General features: G+C 67.5%; 15 protein-coding genes. 10 read left to right on the forward strand and 5 right to left on the reverse strand.

The window, feature by feature from the left end:
- Positions 1-16 precede the first annotated feature (16 nt).
- The 5 genes from rplA to QMF80_RS11935 all read left to right on the forward strand — a co-directional run bounded on the left by rplA (position 17) and on the right by QMF80_RS11935 (position 10,218).
- Positions 17-745 (forward strand): 50S ribosomal protein L1, encoded by a 729-nt coding sequence (gene rplA / locus QMF80_RS11915; protein ID WP_283452385.1) that lies wholly within the window; start codon positions 17-19, stop codon positions 743-745.
- A 420-nt stretch (positions 746-1,165) separates the two neighbouring features.
- Positions 1,166-1,696 (forward strand): 50S ribosomal protein L10, encoded by a 531-nt coding sequence (rplJ, locus tag QMF80_RS11920; protein WP_283452387.1) that lies wholly within the window; start codon positions 1,166-1,168, stop codon positions 1,694-1,696.
- 110 nt (positions 1,697-1,806) lie between these two features.
- Entirely contained in the window at positions 1,807-2,187 is a 381-nt protein-coding gene (gene rplL, locus QMF80_RS11925) for a 50S ribosomal protein L7/L12 (protein ID WP_283452389.1), read from the forward strand.
- A gap of 551 nt (positions 2,188-2,738) precedes the next feature.
- A complete protein-coding gene (rpoB, locus tag QMF80_RS11930; RefSeq protein ID WP_283452391.1) occupies positions 2,739-6,221 on the forward strand; it encodes a DNA-directed RNA polymerase subunit beta in 3,483 nt (1,160 codons plus the stop codon).
- 97 nt (positions 6,222-6,318) lie between these two features.
- A complete protein-coding gene (locus tag QMF80_RS11935; RefSeq protein WP_283452393.1) occupies positions 6,319-10,218 on the forward strand; it encodes a DNA-directed RNA polymerase subunit beta' in 3,900 nt (1,299 codons plus the stop codon).
- Positions 10,219-10,386: 168 nt separating this feature from the next.
- Here the strand turns inward: QMF80_RS11935 and QMF80_RS11940 are convergent, their stop codons facing one another.
- Entirely contained in the window at positions 10,387-12,873 is a 2,487-nt protein-coding gene (locus QMF80_RS11940) for a YfhO family protein (RefSeq protein ID WP_283452395.1), read from the reverse strand.
- Positions 12,874-13,228: 355 nt separating this feature from the next.
- Between QMF80_RS11940 and rpsL the strand changes: the two genes are divergently transcribed.
- The 4 genes from rpsL (at position 13,229) to tuf (ending at position 17,585) form a co-directional block, all read left to right on the forward strand.
- A complete protein-coding gene (gene rpsL / locus QMF80_RS11945) occupies positions 13,229-13,600 on the forward strand; it encodes a 30S ribosomal protein S12 (protein WP_007265893.1) in 372 nt (123 codons plus the stop codon).
- A 2-nt stretch (positions 13,601-13,602) separates the two neighbouring features.
- Positions 13,603-14,073: a 30S ribosomal protein S7 gene (gene rpsG / locus QMF80_RS11950; RefSeq protein ID WP_267751584.1), complete on the forward strand. Its 471-nt coding sequence runs from the start codon at positions 13,603-13,605 to the stop codon at positions 14,071-14,073.
- Positions 14,074-14,112: 39 nt separating this feature from the next.
- The gene (fusA, locus tag QMF80_RS11955) at positions 14,113-16,242 is read left to right on the forward strand and encodes an elongation factor G (RefSeq protein WP_283452410.1); all 2,130 of its coding nucleotides are present in this window, start codon (positions 14,113-14,115) and stop codon (positions 16,240-16,242) included.
- Positions 16,243-16,391: 149 nt separating this feature from the next.
- The gene (tuf, locus tag QMF80_RS11960) at positions 16,392-17,585 is read left to right on the forward strand and encodes an elongation factor Tu (protein WP_283452412.1); all 1,194 of its coding nucleotides are present in this window, start codon (positions 16,392-16,394) and stop codon (positions 17,583-17,585) included.
- Between the two features lie 116 nt (positions 17,586-17,701).
- Here the strand turns inward: tuf and QMF80_RS11965 are convergent, their stop codons facing one another.
- A complete protein-coding gene (locus QMF80_RS11965; RefSeq protein ID WP_283452414.1) occupies positions 17,702-17,872 on the reverse strand; it encodes a hypothetical protein in 171 nt (56 codons plus the stop codon).
- A gap of 201 nt (positions 17,873-18,073) precedes the next feature.
- Between QMF80_RS11965 and QMF80_RS11970 the strand changes: the two genes are divergently transcribed.
- Positions 18,074-19,195, forward strand: coding sequence for a helix-turn-helix domain-containing protein (locus QMF80_RS11970; protein ID WP_283452416.1), 1,122 nt, complete (start codon positions 18,074-18,076; stop codon positions 19,193-19,195).
- Here the strand turns inward: QMF80_RS11970 and QMF80_RS11975 are convergent.
- Genes QMF80_RS11975 through QMF80_RS11985 form a run of 3 tightly spaced genes read right to left on the reverse strand, consistent with a single transcriptional unit; the run spans position 19,173 to position 21,289 of the window.
- Positions 19,173-19,709 carry a hypothetical protein gene (locus tag QMF80_RS11975; RefSeq protein ID WP_283452418.1) on the reverse strand — a complete coding sequence of 179 codons (537 nt, stop codon included), beginning with the start codon at positions 19,707-19,709 and terminating at the stop codon, positions 19,173-19,175. The two genes, QMF80_RS11970 and QMF80_RS11975, sit on opposite strands and share 23 nt — an antisense overlap.
- Complete coding sequence (locus QMF80_RS11980; RefSeq protein WP_283452420.1) at positions 19,706-19,936, reverse strand: chorismate mutase family protein; 231 nt, start codon at positions 19,934-19,936, stop codon at positions 19,706-19,708. The genes QMF80_RS11975 and QMF80_RS11980 overlap by 4 nt, the downstream gene beginning before the upstream one ends.
- 30 nt (positions 19,937-19,966) lie before the next feature.
- On the reverse strand, positions 19,967-21,289 hold the full coding sequence (locus tag QMF80_RS11985; RefSeq protein WP_283452422.1) for an MFS transporter: 1,323 nt from the start codon (positions 21,287-21,289) through the stop codon (positions 19,967-19,969).
- Positions 21,290-21,298 lie beyond the last annotated feature (9 nt).

Below are 21,298 nucleotides of genomic sequence, written 5' to 3' on the forward strand. Positions count from 1 at the left end.
GCAAACAGGAGCAGAAGTGAAGCGCAGCAAGACTCTCCGCGCTGCGGACGCCAAGATCGACCGGGAGAAGCTCTACGCCCCGCTCGAGGCCGTCCGTCTCGCCAAGGAGACCTCCGCGACCAAGTTCGACAGCACCGTCGAGGTCGCCTTCCGCCTGGGTGTCGACCCGCGCAAGGCCGACCAGATGGTCCGCGGCACCGTGAACCTCCCGCACGGCACCGGCAAGACCGCCCGGGTCCTGGTCTTCGCGACCGGTGACCGTGCAGCGGCCGCGGAAGCCGCCGGCGCCGACATCGTCGGCAACGACGAGCTGATCGACGAGATCGCGAAGGGCAACCGCCTCAACGAGTTCGACGCCGTTGTCGCCACCCCGGACCTCATGGGCAAGGTCGGCCGCCTCGGCCGCGTGCTCGGTCCCCGTGGCCTCATGCCGAACCCGAAGACCGGCACCGTCACGATGGACGTCGCCAAGGCTGTCACCGAGATCAAGGGTGGCAAGATCGAGTTCCGCGTCGACAAGCACTCGAACCTGCACTTCATCATCGGCAAGGTCTCCTTCACCGATGAGCAGCTCGTCGAGAACTACGGCGCGGCCCTGGACGAGATCCTTCGTCTGAAGCCGTCCGCCTCGAAGGGCCGCTACATCAAGAAGGCCGCCCTGAGCACCACGATGGGCCCCGGCATCATCCTGGACCAGAGCCGCACCCGGAACCTCCTCGTCGAGGAAGACCCGGCGTCGGTCTGATCCGGCCGGGCCCCCGGGCTCACCGGCAGTATCCGAGCGGGCCCCGCACCTCCCTCACGGGAGGCGCGGGGCCCGTTTCCGTTCCCGGGCGGCCCGCCGGGGCCACTCCGGGGGCGCGGGCCCGCAGCGGGGCTCCCAGCGGCCTCCAGGGGCCCGCGGGGGTCTCCAGGGGGCGATTTGCTCCGGGGCGGGATGTTCGCGTACGCTTCCGGAGAAGCCAAAGACCGCTGGTCGTTGCCGTGCTCGCAAGAGGACGGCGGCCGAAGGATTCGCTAGCTGCGAACGACCTGCGCAGGTGTTCAGTGGAAAGTTCCCGGACTCGTTCCGGTTGAGCTACGCCCCGAGCGCCTGCGCCGGGGCGTTTTCGTTGTCTAGCCCCTTCTGAGCGGTCCTCATCACCCGGAAGGAGGCCGACGCACTATGCCGACGCCCAACAAGGCTGCCGCGGTAGCCGAGCTCACGGACCAGTTCCGCGACTCGAACGCCGCCGTGCTGACCGAGTACCGGGGTCTCACCGTGGCGCAGCTCAAGACGCTGCGTCGTTCCCTCGGTGCGAACGCCCAGTACGCCGTGGTGAAGAACACGCTGACCAAGATTGCGGCCAACCAGGCCGGGATCACCGCGCTGGACGAGCACTTCGCTGGTCCCACCGCGGTCGCCTTCATCACCGGTGACCCGGTGGAGTCGGCGAAGAGCCTGCGTGACTTCGCCAAGGACAACCCGAACCTCATCATCAAGGCGGGTGTCCTTGATGGTAAGGCGCTCACCGCCGATGAGATCAAGAAGCTCGCGGACCTCGAGTCCCGCGAGGTTCTGCTCAGCAAGCTGGCCGGCGCGTTCAAGGGCAAGCAGTCTCAGGCTGCCTCGCTCTTCCAGGCGCTGCCGTCGAAGTTCGTCCGCACCGCGGAAGCGCTTCGCGTCAAGCTCGCCGAGCAGGGCGGTGCCGAGTAATTCGGCTCGCGCATTGATCCACGCCGCCTAGTGCGTGGGTCGTAGCGGGCCGTCACGCCCGCCTCTATATACATCCGGCACCTGCCGATTTAGTGGAAGGATCGCCCATCATGGCGAAGCTCACCCAGGACGAACTCCTCGCCCAGTTCGAGGAGCTCACCCTCATCGAGCTCTCCGAGTTCGTGAAGGCGTTCGAGGAGAAGTTCGACGTCACCGCCGCCGCGGCCGTCGCCGCCGCCCCGGTCGGCCCGGGCGCCGTTGCCGCCGAGGTCGAGGAGCAGGACGAGTTCGACGTCATCCTCACCGGCGCCGGCGAGAAGAAGATCCAGGTCATCAAGGTCGTGCGTGAGCTGACCTCGCTGGGTCTGAAGGAGGCCAAGGACCTCGTCGACGGCGCTCCGAAGCCGGTCCTCGAGAAGGTCGCCAAGGAGGCCGCTGAGAAGGCTGCCGAGTCCCTCAAGGCCGCTGGCGCCTCGGTCGAGGTCAAGTAACACCTCTGAGGCCCGCTCAGGGCCTTTCCAAGGGCGATCACCCGTAAGGGTGGTCGCCCTTTGGCGTACCCGCAGTGCCTGACTTGCCCTGTCCTGGTTGGGGAGTAGGGTGATCTTCGTTGCTCCGTGACAGGGCCCGGTGATGATCCGCACGGAGCAGGGGGCCTTGACGAACGGCACGCGGCGCGCAATTCTCAGTCCCGTTGCCGCGTGGAGTGGCCGATCCGGATCCCGAGGCATGGATCGGTTACAAAGAGGGCAGTATCGATACGCGCTCTGTGTGCGAGGGCCGCAGTGTTCAACAACAAGGGAAGGCCTGTTGCAGGACTCCGAAGAGCTGGCCTGGACATCAGTGAGCCAAGTGGCTACACTGACCCTTTGCGCTGCCTGTTAGCTGCCCCCTGCCCGTCGCCAGGGGCATACCCACGCTAGAGCACATCTGACTGATCACCCTGACCTGGTCCTTTGGCCAGAGAGGGGAAAGTTCGTCTTCTGTGTGAGGTGGGACCGGTACGCGCGTAGTGAGTCCGAGCCCTCGGAAGGACCCCCTCTTGGCCGCCTCGCGCAACGCCTCGACCAATACGAACAACGGTGCCAGCACTGCCCCGCTGCGCATCTCCTTTGCAAAGATCAAGGAGCCTCTCGAGGTTCCGAACCTCCTGGCGCTGCAGACCGAGAGCTTTGACTGGCTGCTCGGTAACGCCGCCTGGAAGTCTCGCGTCGAGTCGGCTTTGGAGAGCGGACAGGACGTCCCCACCAAGTCCGGTCTGGAAGAGATCTTCGAGGAGATCTCGCCGATCGAGGACTTCTCAGGGTCGATGTCGCTGACCTTCCGCGACCACCGTTTCGAGCCTGCGAAGAACTCCGTCGACGAGTGCAAGGACCGCGACTTCACGTTCGCGGCGCCGCTGTTCGTCACGGCCGAGTTCACCAACAACGAAACTGGCGAGATCAAGTCCCAGACGGTCTTCATGGGCGATTTCCCGCTGATGACCAACAAGGGCACCTTCGTCATCAACGGCACCGAGCGTGTCGTGGTGTCGCAGCTCGTCCGTTCCCCCGGTGTCTACTTCGACTCCTCCATCGACAAGACGTCCGACAAGGACATCTTCTCCGCCAAGATCATCCCTTCCCGGGGTGCCTGGCTGGAGATGGAGATCGACAAGCGCGACATGGTCGGTGTCCGCATCGACCGCAAGCGCAAGCAGTCCGTCACCGTTCTCCTGAAGGCTCTCGGTTGGACCACCGAGCAGATCCTGGAGGAGTTCGGCCAGTACGAGTCCATGCGCGCCACCCTGGAGAAGGACCACACCCAGGGTCAGGACGACGCGCTGCTCGACATCTACCGCAAGCTGCGTCCCGGCGAACCGCCGACCCGTGAGGCCGCGCAGACGCTGCTCGAGAACCTCTACTTCAACCCGAAGCGCTACGACCTCGCGAAGGTCGGCCGCTACAAGGTCAACAAGAAGCTCGGTGCGGACGAGCCTCTTGACGCCGGTGTGCTCACGACGGACGACGTCATCGCCACCATCCGTTACCTGGTCAAGCTGCACGCCGGCGAGACCGAGACGGTGGGCGAGTCGGGCCGTCCGATCGTCGTCGAGACCGACGACATCGACCACTTCGGCAACCGTCGTCTGCGTAACGTCGGCGAGCTCATCCAGAACCAGGTCCGTACGGGTCTGGCTCGCATGGAGCGCGTCGTGCGTGAGCGCATGACCACGCAGGACGTCGAGGCGATCACGCCGCAGACCCTGATCAACATCCGGCCGGTCGTCGCCTCCATCAAGGAGTTCTTCGGCACCAGCCAGCTGTCGCAGTTCATGGACCAGAACAACCCGCTGTCGGGTCTCACCCACAAGCGACGCCTGTCGGCGCTCGGCCCGGGTGGTCTGTCCCGTGAGCGGGCCGGCTTCGAGGTCCGAGACGTTCACCCGTCGCACTACGGCCGCATGTGCCCGATCGAAACCCCTGAAGGCCCGAACATCGGTCTGATCGGTTCGCTCGCGTCCTACGGCCGCGTCAACGCGTTCGGTTTCGTCGAGACCCCGTACCGCAAGGTCATCGAGGGTGTCGTCACGGACGACGTCGACTACCTGACGGCCGACGAGGAAGACCGCTTCGTCATCGCCCAGGCCAACGCCGGCCTGAGCGACGAGATGCGCTTCACCGAGAACCGCGTGCTGGTTCGCCGTCGTGGTGGCGAGATCGACTACATCGCCGGCGACGACGTCGACTACATGGACGTCTCCCCGCGCCAGATGGTGTCCGTCGCGACCGCGATGATCCCCTTCCTGGAGCACGACGACGCCAACCGCGCCCTCATGGGCGCGAACATGATGCGCCAGGCCGTTCCGCTCATCAAGGCGGAGGCGCCGCTCGTCGGCACCGGCATGGAGTACCGCTGTGCGGTCGACGCCGGTGACTCGATCCGTGCGGAGAAGGACGGTGTCGTCCAGGAGGTCTCGGCCGACTACATCACCGTCGCGAACGACGACGGTACGTACACCACGTACCGCGTCGCGAAGTTCTCCCGCTCGAACCAGGGCACCTCGGTCAACCAGAAGGTCATCGTCAACGAGGGTGACCGGATCGTGGAGTCCCAGGTCCTCGCCGACGGTCCTGCGACCGAAGAGGGCGAAATGGCCCTCGGCAAGAACCTGCTCGTCGCGTTCATGCCCTGGGAAGGTCACAACTACGAGGACGCGATCATCCTGTCGCAGCGCCTCGTACAGGACGACGTCCTCTCCTCGATTCACATCGAGGAGCACGAGGTCGACGCCCGTGACACCAAGCTGGGCCCCGAGGAGATCACCCGGGACATCCCGAACGTCTCCGAGGAGGTCCTCGCGGACCTCGACGAGCGCGGCATCATCCGCATCGGTGCGGACGTCGTCGCGGGCGACATCCTGGTCGGCAAGGTCACGCCCAAGGGCGAGACCGAGCTGACCCCGGAAGAGCGCCTGCTCCGCGCGATCTTCGGTGAGAAGGCCCGCGAGGTGCGCGACACCTCGCTCAAGGTTCCTCACGGTGAGATCGGCAAGGTCATCGGCGTCCGCGTCTTCGACCGCGAAGAGGGCGACGAGCTTCCCCCGGGCGTGAACCAGCTGGTCCGCGTCTACGTCGCCCAGAAGCGCAAGATCACCGATGGTGACAAGCTCGCCGGCCGTCACGGCAACAAGGGCGTCATCTCGAAGATCCTCCCGATCGAGGACATGCCCTTCCTTGAGGACGGCACCCCGGTCGACATCATCCTGAACCCCCTGGGTGTCCCGTCCCGAATGAACCCGGGACAGGTCCTGGAGATCCACCTCGGCTGGCTCGCCAGCCGCGGCTGGGACGTCTCCGGCCTCAGCGTGGAGTGGGCGGAGCGGCTGAAGGCCATCGGCGCCGACAAGGTCGCCCCCGGCACCAACGTCGCCACCCCGGTCTTCGACGGCGCCCGCGAGGACGAGCTCACCGGCCTGTTCGAGCACACGCTGCCGAACCGTGACGGTGACCGCCTGGTCCTGCCGACCGGCAAGGCCCACCTGTACGACGGCCGCTCCGGCGAGCCGTTCCCGGAGCCGGTCTCGATCGGCTACATGTACATCCTCAAGCTCCACCACCTGGTCGACGACAAGCTCCACGCGCGTTCGACCGGTCCGTACTCGATGATCACGCAGCAGCCGCTGGGTGGTAAGGCACAGTTCGGTGGCCAGCGCTTCGGTGAGATGGAGGTGTGGGCGCTTGAGGCTTATGGCGCCGCTTACGCCCTCCAGGAGCTGCTGACCATCAAGTCCGATGACGTCACCGGCCGCGTGAAGGTCTACGAGGCCATCGTCAAGGGCGAGAACATCCCCGAGCCGGGCATTCCCGAGTCCTTCAAGGTGCTCATCAAGGAAATGCAGTCGCTCTGCCTCAACGTGGAGGTGCTGTCCTCGGACGGCATGTCCATCGAGATGCGCGACACCGACGAGGACGTCTTCCGCGCGGCGGAGGAGCTCGGTATCGACCTGTCCCGGCGTGAGCCGAGCAGCGTCGAAGAGGTCTGACGGGCCTGACGGGGGGCTCGCTCAAGAGCCCCCCGTCATCCCCGGGACCGTTCAGACCATGATTGAGACTCGACCCCGAAAGAGGGATTGACGCACAGTGCTCGACGTCAACTTCTTCGACGAGCTGCGGATCGGCCTTGCCACCGCGGACGACATCCGAACCTGGTCCCACGGCGAGGTCAAGAAGCCGGAGACCATCAACTACCGCACCCTCAAGCCCGAGAAGGACGGACTCTTCTGCGAGAAGATCTTCGGTCCGACCCGGGACTGGGAGTGCTACTGCGGCAAGTACAAGCGTGTCCGCTTCAAGGGCATCATCTGTGAGCGTTGTGGTGTCGAAGTCACGCGCGCCAAGGTGCGTCGTGAGCGCATGGGCCACATCGAGCTTGCCGCTCCCGTCACCCACATCTGGTACTTCAAGGGCGTCCCGTCGCGTCTTGGCTACCTGCTGGACCTCGCGCCGAAGGACCTCGAAAAGGTCATCTACTTCGCCGCGTACATGATCACGTTCGTGGACGACGAGCGCCGCACCCGCGACCTCCCGTCGCTGGAGGCCCACGTCTCCGTCGAGCGCCAGCAGATCGAGAACCGCCGTGACGCGGACCTCGAAGGCCGCGCGAAGAAGCTCGAGACCGACCTGGCCGAGCTTGAGGCCGAGGGCGCGAAGGCCGACGTACGCCGCAAGGTGCGCGAAGGTGCCGAGCGCGAGATGAAGCAGCTGCGCGACCGTGCGCAGCGCGAGATCGACCGTCTGGACGAGGTCTGGTCGCGCTTCAAGAACCTCAAGGTCCAGGACCTCGAGGGCGACGAGCTGCTCTACCGCGAGCTGCGTGACCGCTTCGGCACGTACTTCGACGGTTCGATGGGTGCCGCGGCGCTGCAGAAGCGCCTGGAGTCCTTCGACCTCGAGGAAGAGGCCGAGCGCCTCCGCGAGATCATCCGTTCCGGCAAGGGCCAGAAGAAGACCCGTGCGCTCAAGCGCCTCAAGGTCGTCTCCGCGTTCCTGCAGACCAGCAACAGCCCCAAGGGCATGGTTCTGGACTGCGTGCCGGTGATCCCGCCGGACCTGCGTCCGATGGTGCAGCTGGACGGTGGCCGCTTCGCGACCTCCGACCTGAACGACCTGTACCGCCGCGTGATCAACCGCAACAACCGTCTGAAGCGTCTCCTCGACCTCGGTGCCCCCGAGATCATCGTGAACAACGAGAAGCGCATGCTTCAGGAGGCCGTCGACGCGCTGTTCGACAACGGCCGTCGTGGCCGTCCGGTGACCGGTCCCGGTAACCGCCCGCTCAAGTCCCTCAGCGACATGCTGAAGGGCAAGCAGGGTCGATTCCGTCAGAACCTTCTCGGTAAGCGTGTGGACTACTCCGCGCGTTCCGTGATCGTCGTCGGTCCGCAGCTGAAGCTGCACCAGTGCGGTCTGCCCAAGGCGATGGCGCTGGAGCTCTTCAAGCCGTTCGTGATGAAGCGCCTGGTCGACCTGAACCACGCGCAGAACATCAAGTCGGCGAAGCGCATGGTCGAGCGCGGCCGCACGGTCGTCTACGACGTGCTCGAAGAGGTCATCGCCGAGCACCCGGTTCTGCTGAACCGTGCGCCCACGCTGCACCGCCTCGGCATCCAGGCCTTCGAGCCCCAGCTGGTCGAAGGCAAGGCCATCCAGATCCACCCGCTCGTCTGCACCGCGTTCAACGCGGACTTCGACGGTGACCAGATGGCCGTGCACCTGCCGCTGTCGGCAGAGGCGCAGGCCGAGGCCCGCATCCTGATGCTGTCCTCGAACAACATCCTGAAGCCGGCCGACGGTCGTCCCGTCACCATGCCGACCCAGGACATGGTGCTGGGTCTGTTCTTCCTCACCACTGACGGTGAGCTCCGTGACACCAAGGGCGAGGGCCGCGCGTTCGGCTCTACGGCCGAGGCGACCATGGCGTTCGACAACAGTGAGCTGGCTCTCCAGTCGTCCGTCGACATCCGCTTCCCGGTGGGCACCATCCCGCCGCGCGGCTGGGTGCCGCCGGTCGCCGAAGAGGGCGAGCAGGAGTTCCAGCCGGGCGACACGTTCCGTCTGCGTACCTCCCTGGGCCGCGCGCTCTTCAACGAGCTGCTGCCCGAGGACTACCCGTTCGTCGACTACTCGGTGGGCAAGAAGCAGCTCTCCGAGATCGTCAACGACCTGGCCGAGCGCTACCCCAAGGTCATCGTGGCGGCGACGCTCGACAACCTGAAGGCGGCGGGCTTCCACTGGGCGACCCGTTCGGGCGTCACCGTGGCCATCTCCGACGTCGTCGTGCCCGAGGCCAAGAAGGCCATCGTCAAGGGCTACGAGGAACTGGACGAGAAGGTTCAGAAGCAGTACGAGCGCGGTCTGATCACCAAGGACGAGCGCACGCAGGAGCTCATCGCGATCTGGACCAAGGCGACCAATGAGGTTGCCGAGGCGATGAACGCGAACTTCCCCAAGACGAACCCCATCTTCATGATGGTTGACTCGGGTGCCCGAGGAAACATGATGCAGATGCGACAGATCGCCGGTATGCGTGGTCTGGTGTCGAACGCGAAGAACGAGACCATCCCGCGTCCCATCAAGGCCTCGTTCCGTGAGGGCCTCACCGTTCTGGAGTACTTCATCTCCACGCACGGTGCCCGTAAGGGTCTGGCGGACACCGCCCTGCGTACCGCCGACTCGGGTTACCTCACCCGTCGTCTGGTGGACGTCTCGCAGGACGTCATCATCCGCGAGGAGGACTGCGGTACCGAGCGTGGTCTGAAGCTCAAGATCGCCGTTCGGGACGAGACCGGCGCCCTGCGCAAGTCCGACGACGTCGAGACCTCGATCTACGCCCGCATGCTGGCCGAGGACGTCGTCATCGACGGCAAGGTCATCGCGCCGGCCAACGTCGACCTCGGTGACGTCCTGATCGACGCCCTGGTCGCCAACGGCGTCGAGGAGGTCAAGACCCGCTCGGTCCTGACCTGTGAGTCCGCGGTCGGCACCTGTGCCTTCTGCTACGGACGCTCGCTCGCCACCGGCAAGCTGGTCGACATCGGTGAGGCGGTCGGCATCATCGCCGCCCAGTCCATCGGTGAGCCCGGTACCCAGCTGACGATGCGTACCTTCCACACCGGTGGTGTGGCGGGTGACGACATCACGCAGGGTCTGCCGCGTGTGGTCGAGCTCTTCGAGGCCCGTACCCCGAAGGGTGTCGCCCCGATCTCCGAGGCCGCAGGCCGCGTGCGGATCGAGGAGACCGAGAAGACCAAGAAGATCGTCATCGTGCCGGACGACGGTGCCGAGGAGACGGCGTTCCCGATCTCCAAGCGCGCCAAGGTCCTCGTGCACGAAGGTGACCACGTCGAGGTGGGCCAGAAGCTCACCGCGGGTGCCACCAACCCGCACGACGTGCTGCGCATCCTCGGTCAGCGCGCGGTCCAGATCCACCTGGTCGGCGAAGTCCAGAAGGTCTACAACTCGCAGGGCGTGTCGATCCACGACAAGCACATCGAGATCATCATCCGGCAGATGCTGCGCCGCGTGACGATCATCGAGTCCGGCGACGCGGAGCTGCTTCCGGGCGAGCTGGTCGAGCGGTCGAAGTTCGAGACCGAGAACCGTCGTGTGGTCACCGAGGGCGGTCACCCCGCCTCCGGCCGTCCGCAGCTGATGGGTATCACCAAGGCCTCGCTCGCGACCGAGTCGTGGCTGTCGGCGGCGTCCTTCCAGGAGACCACCCGAGTGCTGACGGACGCGGCGATCAACGCCAAGTCCGACAGCCTCATCGGCCTCAAGGAGAACGTCATCATCGGTAAGCTCATCCCGGCCGGTACGGGTCTGTCCCGCTACCGCAACATCCGGGTCGAGCCCACCGAGGAAGCCAAGGCCGCGATGTACTCGGCCGTCGGCTACGACGACATCGACTACTCGCCCTTCGGCACCGGCTCCGGCCAGGCTGTCCCGCTGGAGGACTACGACTACGGCCCGTACAACGGCTGAGTCGCGGCAGAGCAGTAGGCACTAACCGCAGGGCGGTCACCCGAGAGGGTGACCGCCCTGCGGCGTTTGCTCAGGGCCGCCCCGCGCGGCACTAGAAGGGCCCCCACCCCGGCCGGGCATGTCGCCCGGTCGGAGTGGGGGCCCTTGCCGCTGCCCCGGTCGCCCCGCTCAGCGTCCCGTGCGGCGGCGGTGGCGGGTGGTGACCGCGACGGAGATCAGGGCCAGGAGGGCCAGGGCGCCGGCCGCCAGGCCCGGGGTGAGGCCGCGGGGGGTGAAGGTGCACGAGACCTTGGTGGTGGCCGGGGTCACCGGGAGGGCGACCAGGCCGTTGAACGAGGACGGGGTGGCGAAGGCGCCGCCGCCCGCCGCGCACTGCCAGCCCGGGACGTCGGTCATGGCGAAGACAGCCGTGCCGGAGGCACCCTTGGGGAGGGTGGCTTCGATGCTGTGGCCGCCCGCGGTGACCGAGGTGGCGCCGGTGGCGGTCAGGTGGGCGACGGCCGCGTCCAGGCGGGCGCGGTCCAGGCAGCCGACCGGGTGCTCGGGGGCGAAGGCCTCGGACCGGGTCTCGACGGTGACGTCGGCCCTGCCGGAGGCGGGGACCTCGCCGAGCTTCATGACCCCGGAGAGCGTGTCCTCGATCGGGCGCCGGGCGCCGTCGCTGACGACCGTGCCGTAGAGGGCGGGGGAGTACCAGTACAGCTCGGAGCCGGGGGTGCACTGGGCGGTGTACGTCTGCGCGGTGTCCGTCCCGGTACGGGTGACCTTCGGGACCTGGTAGACGGTGGCGCCCAGGACGTTCTCCTGGTGCGCGTACACGCTGTCGGGCGGGTTGGGCGAGGCGAAGGGGCCGCTGCGGACGGTCACCAGGGGCGGGGCCGGGAAGCGGGTGCCCGTCCAGCTGTTCGCGGTGTCGCCCGGACGGACCCGGGCGCCGATCGAGAAGATCGCGTCGAGGACCGGGTTGTCGGCGCCGAAGAAGGTGCGGCCGTCGTTCTTGTACCCGTAGCCGAGGGGTTCGAGGGCCTTGTACGTGGCCTCGGGGAGGTAGCTGCTGTAGTACTGCGGGCCCTCCGCCTGGAGGGCGAGGGCGTCATTGTACGAGGTCTGGGGGGCGCCCGAGTCGGTCCGGTATGCGGGCCAGCCGTCCAGCTCGCGGACAGCGTCGACGTGGTGGGTGATCGACCGGTTCGAGGTCGCGGCGGGCGCGGCCCAGCGTTCGCGGGCCCGGCGTTCGTCGGCGTTCACCGCGGCCAGCGTGGATTCGCCGAAGACGACGCCGACCATGAGGACCGCGGCGATCGGGACGAGTACGCGGCGCTTCTCGCCCAGACCCAGCAGGAGCAGGGCGAGCAGCGAGATCCCGCCGCCGCCGAGGACGGCCGCCCAGGTGTAGCCGCCGAAGTCGTCGGTGTGGCGCAGGACGAAGGTGGCGGCGACCAGCAGCGCGGCGGTCAGCGTCAGGTGCAGCGGGCGCGGCCGGTTGGCCAGGGCGAGCCAGGCCAGGATCACCAGCATCCCGCTGAAGACGAAGGCCTCGCGGTACGGATTGCCGTTCGGCACCGCCAGCCCGTGCCACACGTACTGGGTCGGCGGGAACTGGAAGGAGGCCGCCACCAGCACGATCGCGGCGGCCCACACCAGCCGGGTGCGCTTGGCGACGGCGGTGTTGAGCACGAAGGACCCGGCCAGGATCAGCCCGAGCGAGGCCACGTACAGCCGGGGCCGGCCGCCCCACAGGTGGGTGGCGGGCAGCATGCCGGTGAGGAAGACCTCCAGCCGCTGCGGGCTGAAGGAGGAGGCTTGGGTCGGCTGCGCGGAGCCGCTGGAGAGGAACGACGGCAGCAGCAGGGGCAGGGTCAGCATGATGCCGACCACGGCGGCGGAGGCCGCGCGCCACACGGCCCGGATCCGCGCACCGGACTCCATGTCCCGGGTGATGAGACGGATGGCGAGGAGTACGCAGGCCGCCATCGTCGCCATCATCGCGGTGTAGAAGTTGCCGTACCAGGCGAGCGCGACCAGGACGGCGACCCCCGGCCAGCGGCGTCCCTCCAGGCACCACTCGACCGCGATCCCGAGCATGGGCAGCGCCACCAGGCCCCACAGCCACATCGGGATGTACGAGGCGTCGCTGAGCGCCCACCCGCACAGCCCGTAGCAGGCGCCGAGCACCCCGCGCTGCCACCAGGGGCCCGGGTTCAGCTTGCCGAGGTAGACCGCCATCAGGGCCGCGGCCAGGCCCATGGTGAGCGGGGTGACCAGGAACACCGCGAGGTCGACGTGGGCCCGGGGGACCAGCACGGTCAGCCAGGAGACGGGGTTGCCGAGGTAGGTGTAGTAGTCCGAGAGGAACTGCTGGCCGAAGCCGCCGCGCCAGGTGAAGAGCAGGTCACCGGCGGCCTGGCCGTGGACCAGGTCCCAGAGCGCGCGGTGGAAGGGCACGTATTGGTTGGCCTGGTCGTTCAGGGCGCGCCCGGTGTCGCCGAAGGGGAAGGCTCCGCGCAGCGCCCAGGCCGAGCAGAAGGCGCCCGCGGTGACGAGGAAGGCGAGCAGGGGCGCGTACAGCCGCCGCAGGAGCGGCCGCAGGCGGCTGCGGGCGGGCCTGCCGGGCCGAGGGGGCGGGCCGTCGACCGCTGTCCGCTCCGATGCCACGGTGCCCAATGTCTCGCTCCTGGTGCTCGCCGATGCGCGCTGCTCGATGATCGGTATGATGGATGGTTTCGGGTAGTTTAAGCGGCTGCGGACCGCTGCCCCGGGGCCGGTCGGCCCGGCGAGGGCATTTGTTTTGACCGGAGAGAATGCGGTAGGTACGCTCAGACCTTGTGCCTGGGGTGTGCCTGGGCTCCCGTGCGTGTCCATCAACCGCATGCGAGCCGCAACTGGCCACCGTCATCCGAACGGTTTCCGCTTAGCGCGGGGGCTGTCCGGGTGCGACACACCCGACCGCGTGGGTCGGCAAATGTTCCAGGTTAGCTTCACTACACGGCACACAGAAACCGGAGAAGTAGTGCCTACGATCCAGCAGCTGGTCCGTAAGGGCCGGCAGGACAAGGTCGAGAAGACCAAGACCCCCGCGCTTGAGGCTTCGCCCCAGCGCCGCGGCGTCTGCACGCGTGTGTTCACGACCACCCCGAAGAAGCCGAACTCGGCGCTCCGTAAGGTCGCGCGTGTGCGTCTGACCTCCGGCATCGAGGTCACGGCCTACATTCCGGGTGAGGGACACAACCTGCAGGAGCACTCCATCGTGCTCGTGCGTGGTGGCCGTGTGAAGGACCTGCCGGGTGTTCGTTACAAGATCATCCGCGGTGCGCTTGACACTCAGGCTGTCAAGAACCGCAAGCAGGCCCGCAGCCGCTACGGCGCCAAGAAGGAGAAGTAGAAATGCCTCGTAAGGGCCCCGCCCCGAAGCGCCCGGTCATCATCGACCCGGTCTATGCATCTCCTCTGGTGACGTCGCTCATCAACAAGATCCTCATGAACGGCAAGCGCTCCACCGCCGAGCGCATCGTCTACGGCGCCATGGAAGGCCTCCGCGAGAAGACCGGCAACGACCCGGTCATCACGCTGAAGCGCGCGCTGGAGAACGTCAAGCCGTCGCTTGAGGTCAAGTCCCGCCGTGTCGGTGGCGCCACCTACCAGGTGCCGATCGAGGTCAAGCCGGGTCGTCAGTCGACCCTCGCGCTGCGCTGGCTCGTGGGTTACTCCCGCGCCCGCCGCGAGAAGACGATGACCGAGCGCCTCATGAACGAGCTGCTGGACGCGTCCAACGGTCTTGGCGCCGCTGTCAAGAAGCGCGAAGACACGCACAAGATGGCCGAGTCCAACAAGGCCTTCGCGCACTACCGCTGGTAGTCCCAACCCACATCGAGACCGAGAGAAGACTGAGCCGATATGGCTACCACTTCGCTTGACCTGGCCAAGGTGCGCAACATCGGCATCATGGCTCACATCGACGCGGGTAAGACGACCACCACCGAGCGCATCCTGTTCTACACCGGTGTGTCGTACAAGATCGGTGAAGTCCACGACGGCGCTGCCACGATGGACTGGATGGAGCAGGAGCAGGAGCGCGGCATCACGATCACGTCTGCCGCGACGACCTGCCACTGGCCCCTCGATGAGGTTGACCACACGATCAACATCATCGACACCCCGGGCCACGTCGACTTCACGGTCGAGGTGGAGCGTTCGCTCCGCGTGCTCGACGGCGCCGTCACCGTCTTCGACGGTGTCGCCGGCGTCGAGCCGCAGTCCGAGACTGTCTGGCGTCAGGCGGACCGCTACGGCGTCCCGCGTATCTGCTTCGTCAACAAGCTCGACCGCACCGGTGCCGAGTTCCACCGCTGTGTCGACATGATCAAGGACCGCCTCGGTGCGGTTCCGATCGTGATGCAGCTCCCCATCGGCGCCGAGATGGACTTCCAGGGCGTTGTCGACCTGGTCACCATGAAGGCGTTCGTCTGGTCCGCCGAGGCGACCAAGGGCGAGATGTACGACATCGTCGACATCCCGGCCACGCACACCGAAGCCGCTGAAGAGTGGCGCGCCAAGCTCATCGAGACGGCCGCCGAGAACGACGACGAGCTCATGGAGCTGTTCCTGGAGGGCGTCGAGCCTTCCGTCGAGCAGCTGCACGCCGCGATCCGTCGCATCATCATCGGTTCCGGCAAGGGTGACGGCGCCACGATCACCGCGGTGTTCTGTGGCACGGCGTTCAAGAACAAGGGCGTTCAGCCCCTGCTCGACGCCGTCGTCCGTTACCTGCCCTCGCCCCTGGACATCGAGGCCATCGAAGGCCACGACGTCAAGGACGCCGAGGTCGTCGTGAAGCGCAAGCCTTCGGACGACGAGCCCCTTTCGGCGCTCGCGTTCAAGATCATGCGCGACCCGCACCTCGGCAAGCTCACCTTCGTCCGGGTTTACTCGGGCCGCCTGGAGGCCGGCACTGCGGTGCTGAACTCCGTCAAGGGCAAGAAGGAGCGCATCGGCAAGATCTACCGCATGCACGCGAACAAGCGTGAAGAGATCGCCGCGGTGGGCGCCGGTGACATCGTCGCCGTCATGGGCCTGAAGCAGACCACCACTGGTGAGACGCTGTGTGACGACAAGGCACCCGTGATCCTGGAGTCCATGGACTTCCCGGCTCCGGTCATCCAGGTCGCCATCGAGCCCAAGTCCAAGGGTGACCAGGAGAAGCTGGGTGTCGCCATCCAGTCTCTCGCGGAGGAGGACCCCTCCTTCCACGTTCACTCGGACGAAGAGACCGGCCAGACCATCCTCGGTGGTATGGGCGAGCTGCACCTCGAGGTGCTGGTCGACCGTATGAAGCGCGAGTTCAAGGTCGAGGCCAACGTCGGCAAGCCGCAGGTCGCTTACCGCGAGACGATCCGCAAGACCGTCGAGCGTCACGACTACACCCACAAGAAGCAGACCGGTGGTACCGGTCAGTTCGCCAAGGTGCAGATCGCGATCGAGCCGATCCTCGAGGCCGACGGTCCGGCGTACGAGTTCGTGAACAAGGTCACCGGTGGCCGCATCCCGAGGGAGTACATCCCCTCGGTCGACGCGGGTGCTCAGGAAGCCATGCAGTTCGGCATCCTGGCCGGCTACGAGATGACTGGCGTCCGCGTCATCCTTCTCGACGGTGGTTACCACGAGGTCGACTCCTCGGAGCTCGCCTTCAAGATCGCCGGTTCGCAGGCCTTCAAGGAGGCCGCGCGCAAGGCGTCCCCCGTACTGCTCGAGCCGATGATGTCCGTTGAGGTCACCACGCCCGAGGAGTCCATGGGCGACGTCATCGGTGACATCAACTCCCGCCGTGGCCAGATCCAGGCCATGGAGGAGCGTCACGGTGCCCGCCTCGTGAAGGGCCTCGTGCCCCTCTCGGAGATGTTCGGCTACGTCGGAGACCTCCGCAGCAAGACCTCGGGTCGCGCCAGCTACTCGATGCAGTTCGACTCCTACGCCGAGGTTCCCCGGAACGTCGCTGAGGAGATCATCGCGAAGGCCAAGGGCGAGTAACTCTTCCGAGTACACGCTTTAGGCTTGTCACCGGAGCCTCTGGGGCAACAGGAGCAACCCTCCCGCTGCCCCGGGGGAACCGGCTATCCAGCAAAGATCACCTGGCGCCGATGAGCAAGGCGTACAGAACCACACTCCAGGAGGACCCCGTGGCGAAGGCGAAGTTCGAGCGGACTAAGCCGCACGTCAACATCGGCACCATCGGTCACATTGACCACGGTAAGACGACCCTCACGGCCGCCATTACCAAGGTGCTGCACGACGCGTACCCGGACCTGAACGAGGCCTCGGCCTTCGACCAGATCGACAAGGCTCCTGAGGAGCGCCAGCGCGGTATCACCATCTCGATCGCGCACGTCGAGTACCAGACCGAGGCGCGTCACTACGCCCACGTCGACTGCCCGGGTCACGCCGACTACATCAAGAACATGATCACCGGTGCCGCGCAGATGGACGGTGCGATCCTCGTCGTCGCCGCCACCGACGGCCCGATGCCGCAGACCAAGGAGCACGTGCTCCTGGCCCGCCAGGTCGGCGTTCCCTACATCGTTGTCGCCCTGAACAAGGCCGACATGGTGGACGACGAGGAGATCCTGGAGCTCGTCGAGCTCGAGGTTCGCGAGCTCCTCTCCGACTACGAGTTCCCGGGCGACGACCTTCCGGTCGTCCAGGTCTCCGCGCTGAAGGCGCTCGAGGGCGACCCGGTGTGGAGCGAGAAGCTTCTCGGTCTCATGGCCGCGGTCGACGAGCACATCCCGACGCCGCCGCGTGACACCGAGATGCCGTTCCTCATGCCCGTCGAGGACGTCTTCACGATCACCGGTCGTGGCACCGTCGTCACCGGTCGCATCGAGCGTGGTGTCCTGAAGGTCAACGAGACCGTGGACATCATCGGCATCAAGGAAGCCAAGACCACCACCACGGTCACCGGCATCGAGATGTTCCGCAAGCTGCTCGACGAGGGCCAGGCGGGCGAGAACGTCGGTCTGCTCCTCCGTGGCATCAAGCGCGAGGACGTCGAGCGCGGCCAGGTCATCATCAAGCCCGGCTCGGTCACCCCGCACAAGGAGTTCGAGGCCCAGGCCTACATCCTGTCGAAGGACGAGGGTGGCCGTCACACCCCGTTCTTCAACAACTACCGCCCGCAGTTCTACTTCCGTACCACGGACGTTACGGGCGTTGTGACCCTCCCCGAGGGCACCGAGATGGTCATGCCCGGTGACAACACCGAGATGACCGTCGCGCTGATCCAGCCGGTCGCCATGGAAGAGGGCCTGAAGTTCGCCATCCGTGAGGGTGGCCGGACCGTCGGCGCCGGCCAGGTCACCAAGATCAACGCCTGATTTCCATCAGAGCTGGTCTGACCTGGTAGCTCTTCGGAGCGCCAATCACTGAGGGGCCCTTCCCCCGTCGCTCGCGCGACGGGGGAAGGGCCCCTTGGTGTTTCCCCCGGACCGCGCTACGACCAGCCGTTGTCCAGCTCGGTCGCCTTCACCGAGGTGGACCAGCCGTTGTCGCCGGCGACGGTCTGCCCCGCACTGGACAGCACAGGAGAGTGGCCGATAATGAGGGCCAGCGCCGCGGCTGCACCGGTGATGAGCAGGGTGATTGGGGCAGGGATCGACTGCATTGTGTGGGTCCTTTTCATGCTGATAGGTCAGAACAGCATCAGGTTGAGGGTCGACATACAGCGCTGATCAGCCAGATTTTGGTTTCACCGGGTGACCGGCTGCCTCGTCTTCGAGTAGCTTGCCGCGCTCAAGAGCCGCTGGGGACCCCCCTTGACCTGCGGTATTCACGTCTGTCGCAAACACGAAGGGTGGCGAAGTCGATGGAGTACGGCGAAAACGGAGCCGCTGAGGTCCCGGAGGCGGAGCTGACCCCCGACGGGTTGCGTCTCTACGAGTTCGTGGCCGGTCTGCCCTCCTTCACGCCGGAGGAGGTGGCGGGCGCACTCGGGCTCGGGGAGCTGGAACTGGAAGCGGCCGTCGAGCAGTTGGAGGAGCTGCGGCTGCTGCGCCGTGACGCCGGCAACGCGAACCGGATGGCTGTCGTCTCCCCGCAGTTCGCGGCGGGCCAGCTGCTGTGGCCGATGGAACGCAGGATCCGGCGGCAGTCGGAGGCGGTGGAGCGGATCCGCACCTCGTTCGCCGCGCTGGGCCCCTGCTACCAGCTGGGTCAGCAGCGCCAGCAGCGCAAGGCCGTGGAACTGCTGACCGATCTGGACGACGTACGCCGTTTGATCGACGGGCTGACGGACAGCTGCCAGACCGAGGCGCTGCACGTGCAGCCGGGCGGCGCCCGCGACCCGGAGGCGCTGCAGAAGGCGCGCGGCAGCATGGCGCGGCTGCTCGAACGAGGGGTGAGCAGCCGGTCGATCTACCAGCACCCGGCCCGCTACAGCCAGCACACGGTGGAGTTCGCCGAGTGGATGATGGAGCGCGGCGCCGAGGTGCGCACCCTCGCGGACGGCCCGGACCGGATGCTGATCTACGACCGCCGGGCGGCGGTGGTCAGTGTGGAGGGCAATTCGGCGCACGCCCTGGTCGTCTACGAGCCCAACCTGGTGGCGTTCATGGTGACTTCGTTCGAGACGGCGTGGCGGGCGGCGGACCCGTTCCCCGTGAGCTTCGACCGCGAGTGGGCGAAGCAGGTCTCCGAGGACCTGCGTCACTCGATCGTCCGGCTGCTGACCGCGGGCCTGGACGACAAGGCCATCTCGCGCAGGCTGGGCATGTCGGTGCGGACCGTGCAGCGCCACGTCGCGGAGATCATGCGGTCCCTCGACGCGAAGAGCCGTTTCCAGATCGGCTACCTGGTCGGTCTGGAGGAGGCGGGTGTGCTGGTCGACGGCGGGGGCAGGGCGGCCGCCGACGCGGTCGAGGCCGACCGCGCGGGTGCGGGTGCGGCCGAGGGGCAAGCGGGCCGGTTCACCACTGGGCCAGGAGCCTAGGCTGCCCCACGTCCCGGCGGCTGTGGCCCAGGGTCATGGCCCGGATGACGCCCGGGGTGCTCAGCCCGGCGATCAGCGGGTCCAGCACGGCGCCGAGCGCCGCCGCGAGCCGCAGGTTCTCGTCCTGGAGCAGTGGGTGGGGCCGCGTCGCCCGTGCGGCCGTCGGGCCCAGCCAGTCCAGGCCGGACGGTGGGGCGCCGGGCAGGACCATCACGTATTCGTGTTCGCTCTCGTACGGGCCTGCGCGCGGCGACCGGATCCACCACGCGGCCCCGGCCGCCTCCAGCGGGGGCACCGGCGGGGCGATGAGCCGGGGGACCCGGCCGGTCAGCGCCCGGACGAGGGCCGACGCCGCCTCGGCACGGCCGCCCGCTCCGGACACCGGGGCGTGGGGGAGGGTGAGCGCGCCGCCGGGCAGGACGCCCACCCGCCAGGGGGCCGGCGGGACGCCGGTGCCGGTGTCCTTGCCGGTGCCGGGCGTGCGGGCGTAGACGTAGCACCGGACGGCCGTCACCGCCGGGGCAGCCGGTCCGGGAGGCCGAGGAGCAGCAGGGCCAGGTTGACCCCGGGGCGGCCGAACTCCTCGTGGTAGCGGTCGATGACCACGTTCTCCTCGGTCAGGGAGGTCCGGGCGCCGCCGGAGGTGACGCGGGCGTGGGTCTGCTCGCGGGCGGCCTCGGCGCGGCGGCCGACGAGGTGGATGATCTGCTGGTCGAGGACGGCGATGTCGTCGGGCTGCATGGGGTTCTCCGTTGTGGTGGTCACGGGGGGTCAGCCGGCCGGTACGAGCTCGGCGGCGCCGGAGTCGGCGGTGGCGGCGGAGGCGGTACGGGCCCCGCGGCGCAGGGTGGTGAGGGCGACGAGCCCGCACAGGGCGGCGAGCGGCAGCCAGACCCAGACCGGGTCGCCGAGGCCGATGAGCGCGATGCCCGCGGAGGGGCCGAAGAACATGCCGATGCCCATCATGGAGTTGCACAGGGCGCTGGCCCGGGTCAGCTCGCGGTCGGGCACCTTGGAGATCAGCCAGGGGTGGAACGAGCACGAGTACGCGCACTCGCCGAGGCCGAAGAAGGCGGCGTAGAGGATCAGTCCGGTGAGCTGGACTGGTCCGGGGCCGAAGGCGGTACCGAAGGCGAAGAGGAATCCCGTCACCCAGAAGGCCACGGCGACGCGCAGCCCGCGTTCCTCGGGGTGCTTCTCCAGCAGCTTCCCCAGGGGGCGCTGGCAGGCCACGATCACCACGACGTTGACGGTGAGCATCACCGAGATCCAGCCGATGCCGGTGTCCATGAGCTGGTCGGCGACCAGGGGGGCGGTGGCCTCGAACTGGCTGAAGCCGAAGAGGTACGCGCCGAACTGGAAGAGGGCGGCGGTCAGCGAGGCGCGGATCAGCATGCCGGTGCCGAAGGCGGGGGCGGGGGCGGGCCGGTCGGCTTCGGTGGCCGCGCCGTCCGGTGCGGCGGTGCCGGGTGCCGCGGTGTCCGGTGCCGCGGTGTCCGCGATGCCGGGGACCTTGCGGGCCAGCGCCAGGACCAGGGCCACCGGCAGGTACCCGGCCGCGTTCACCAGCAGCAGCCAGGTGATGGCTTCCCGGGAGAAGACGGCGAGGAACAGGCCGGCCACCAGGGAGCCGCCCGCCAGCGTGGCGTTGAGGATCTGGTAGCGGCGGGCGAAGACCGCGCGCCGTTCCTCGGGCGGCACCAGGGAGTTCACGATCGGGATGATCGCGGCCATGAAGGCGCCCTGGCCCGCGCCGCCGAGCAGGGCCGCCGCGCCCGCCTCGGGCAGGGTCGTGGCGCCGGTCAGCACGCCGAAGCAGCCGATCCACAGGAACAGGCCGAGGATGGCGAGGGCGTGCCGGGGGATGCGGACGGCCGCGGCGGTGAGCAGCAGCGATACGGCGAGGTTGGACAGGCCGGAGGCGCCGTAGTAGACGGCGACCCCGGCCGTTCCGATCTCCGGCCGGGCGGCCAGGTGGATCCCGATGAAGGGGAAGACCATGCCGTAGCAGAACGACGACAGGCCGTGCAGGACCAGGATGCGGTTGACCGACCTGCGGCGGAGCGCGGCCAGGGCGTCGGGCGTCGGGCTCATGGGTGCCTT

Source organism: Streptomyces sp. G-G2, from assembly GCF_030063135.1.
Lineage (GTDB): Bacteria > Actinomycetota > Actinomycetes > Streptomycetales > Streptomycetaceae > Streptomyces.

Coding starts and splice junctions, on each gene's coding strand:
- rplJ (WP_283452387.1), top strand. CDS start 1,166: ATGCCGACGCCCAACAAGGCTGCCGCGGTAGCCGAGCTCACGGACCAG.
- rplL (WP_283452389.1), top strand. CDS start 1,807: ATGGCGAAGCTCACCCAGGACGAACTCCTCGCCCAGTTCGAGGAGCTC.
- rpsG (WP_267751584.1), top strand. CDS start 13,603: ATGCCTCGTAAGGGCCCCGCCCCGAAGCGCCCGGTCATCATCGACCCG.
- fusA (WP_283452410.1), top strand. CDS start 14,113: ATGGCTACCACTTCGCTTGACCTGGCCAAGGTGCGCAACATCGGCATC.
- QMF80_RS11965 (WP_283452414.1), bottom strand. CDS start 17,872: ATGCAGTCGATCCCTGCCCCAATCACCCTGCTCATCACCGGTGCAGCC.
- QMF80_RS11970 (WP_283452416.1), top strand. CDS start 18,074: ATGGAGTACGGCGAAAACGGAGCCGCTGAGGTCCCGGAGGCGGAGCTG.
- QMF80_RS11980 (WP_283452420.1), bottom strand. CDS start 19,936: ATGCAGCCCGACGACATCGCCGTCCTCGACCAGCAGATCATCCACCTC.
- QMF80_RS11985 (WP_283452422.1), bottom strand. CDS start 21,289: ATGAGCCCGACGCCCGACGCCCTGGCCGCGCTCCGCCGCAGGTCGGTC.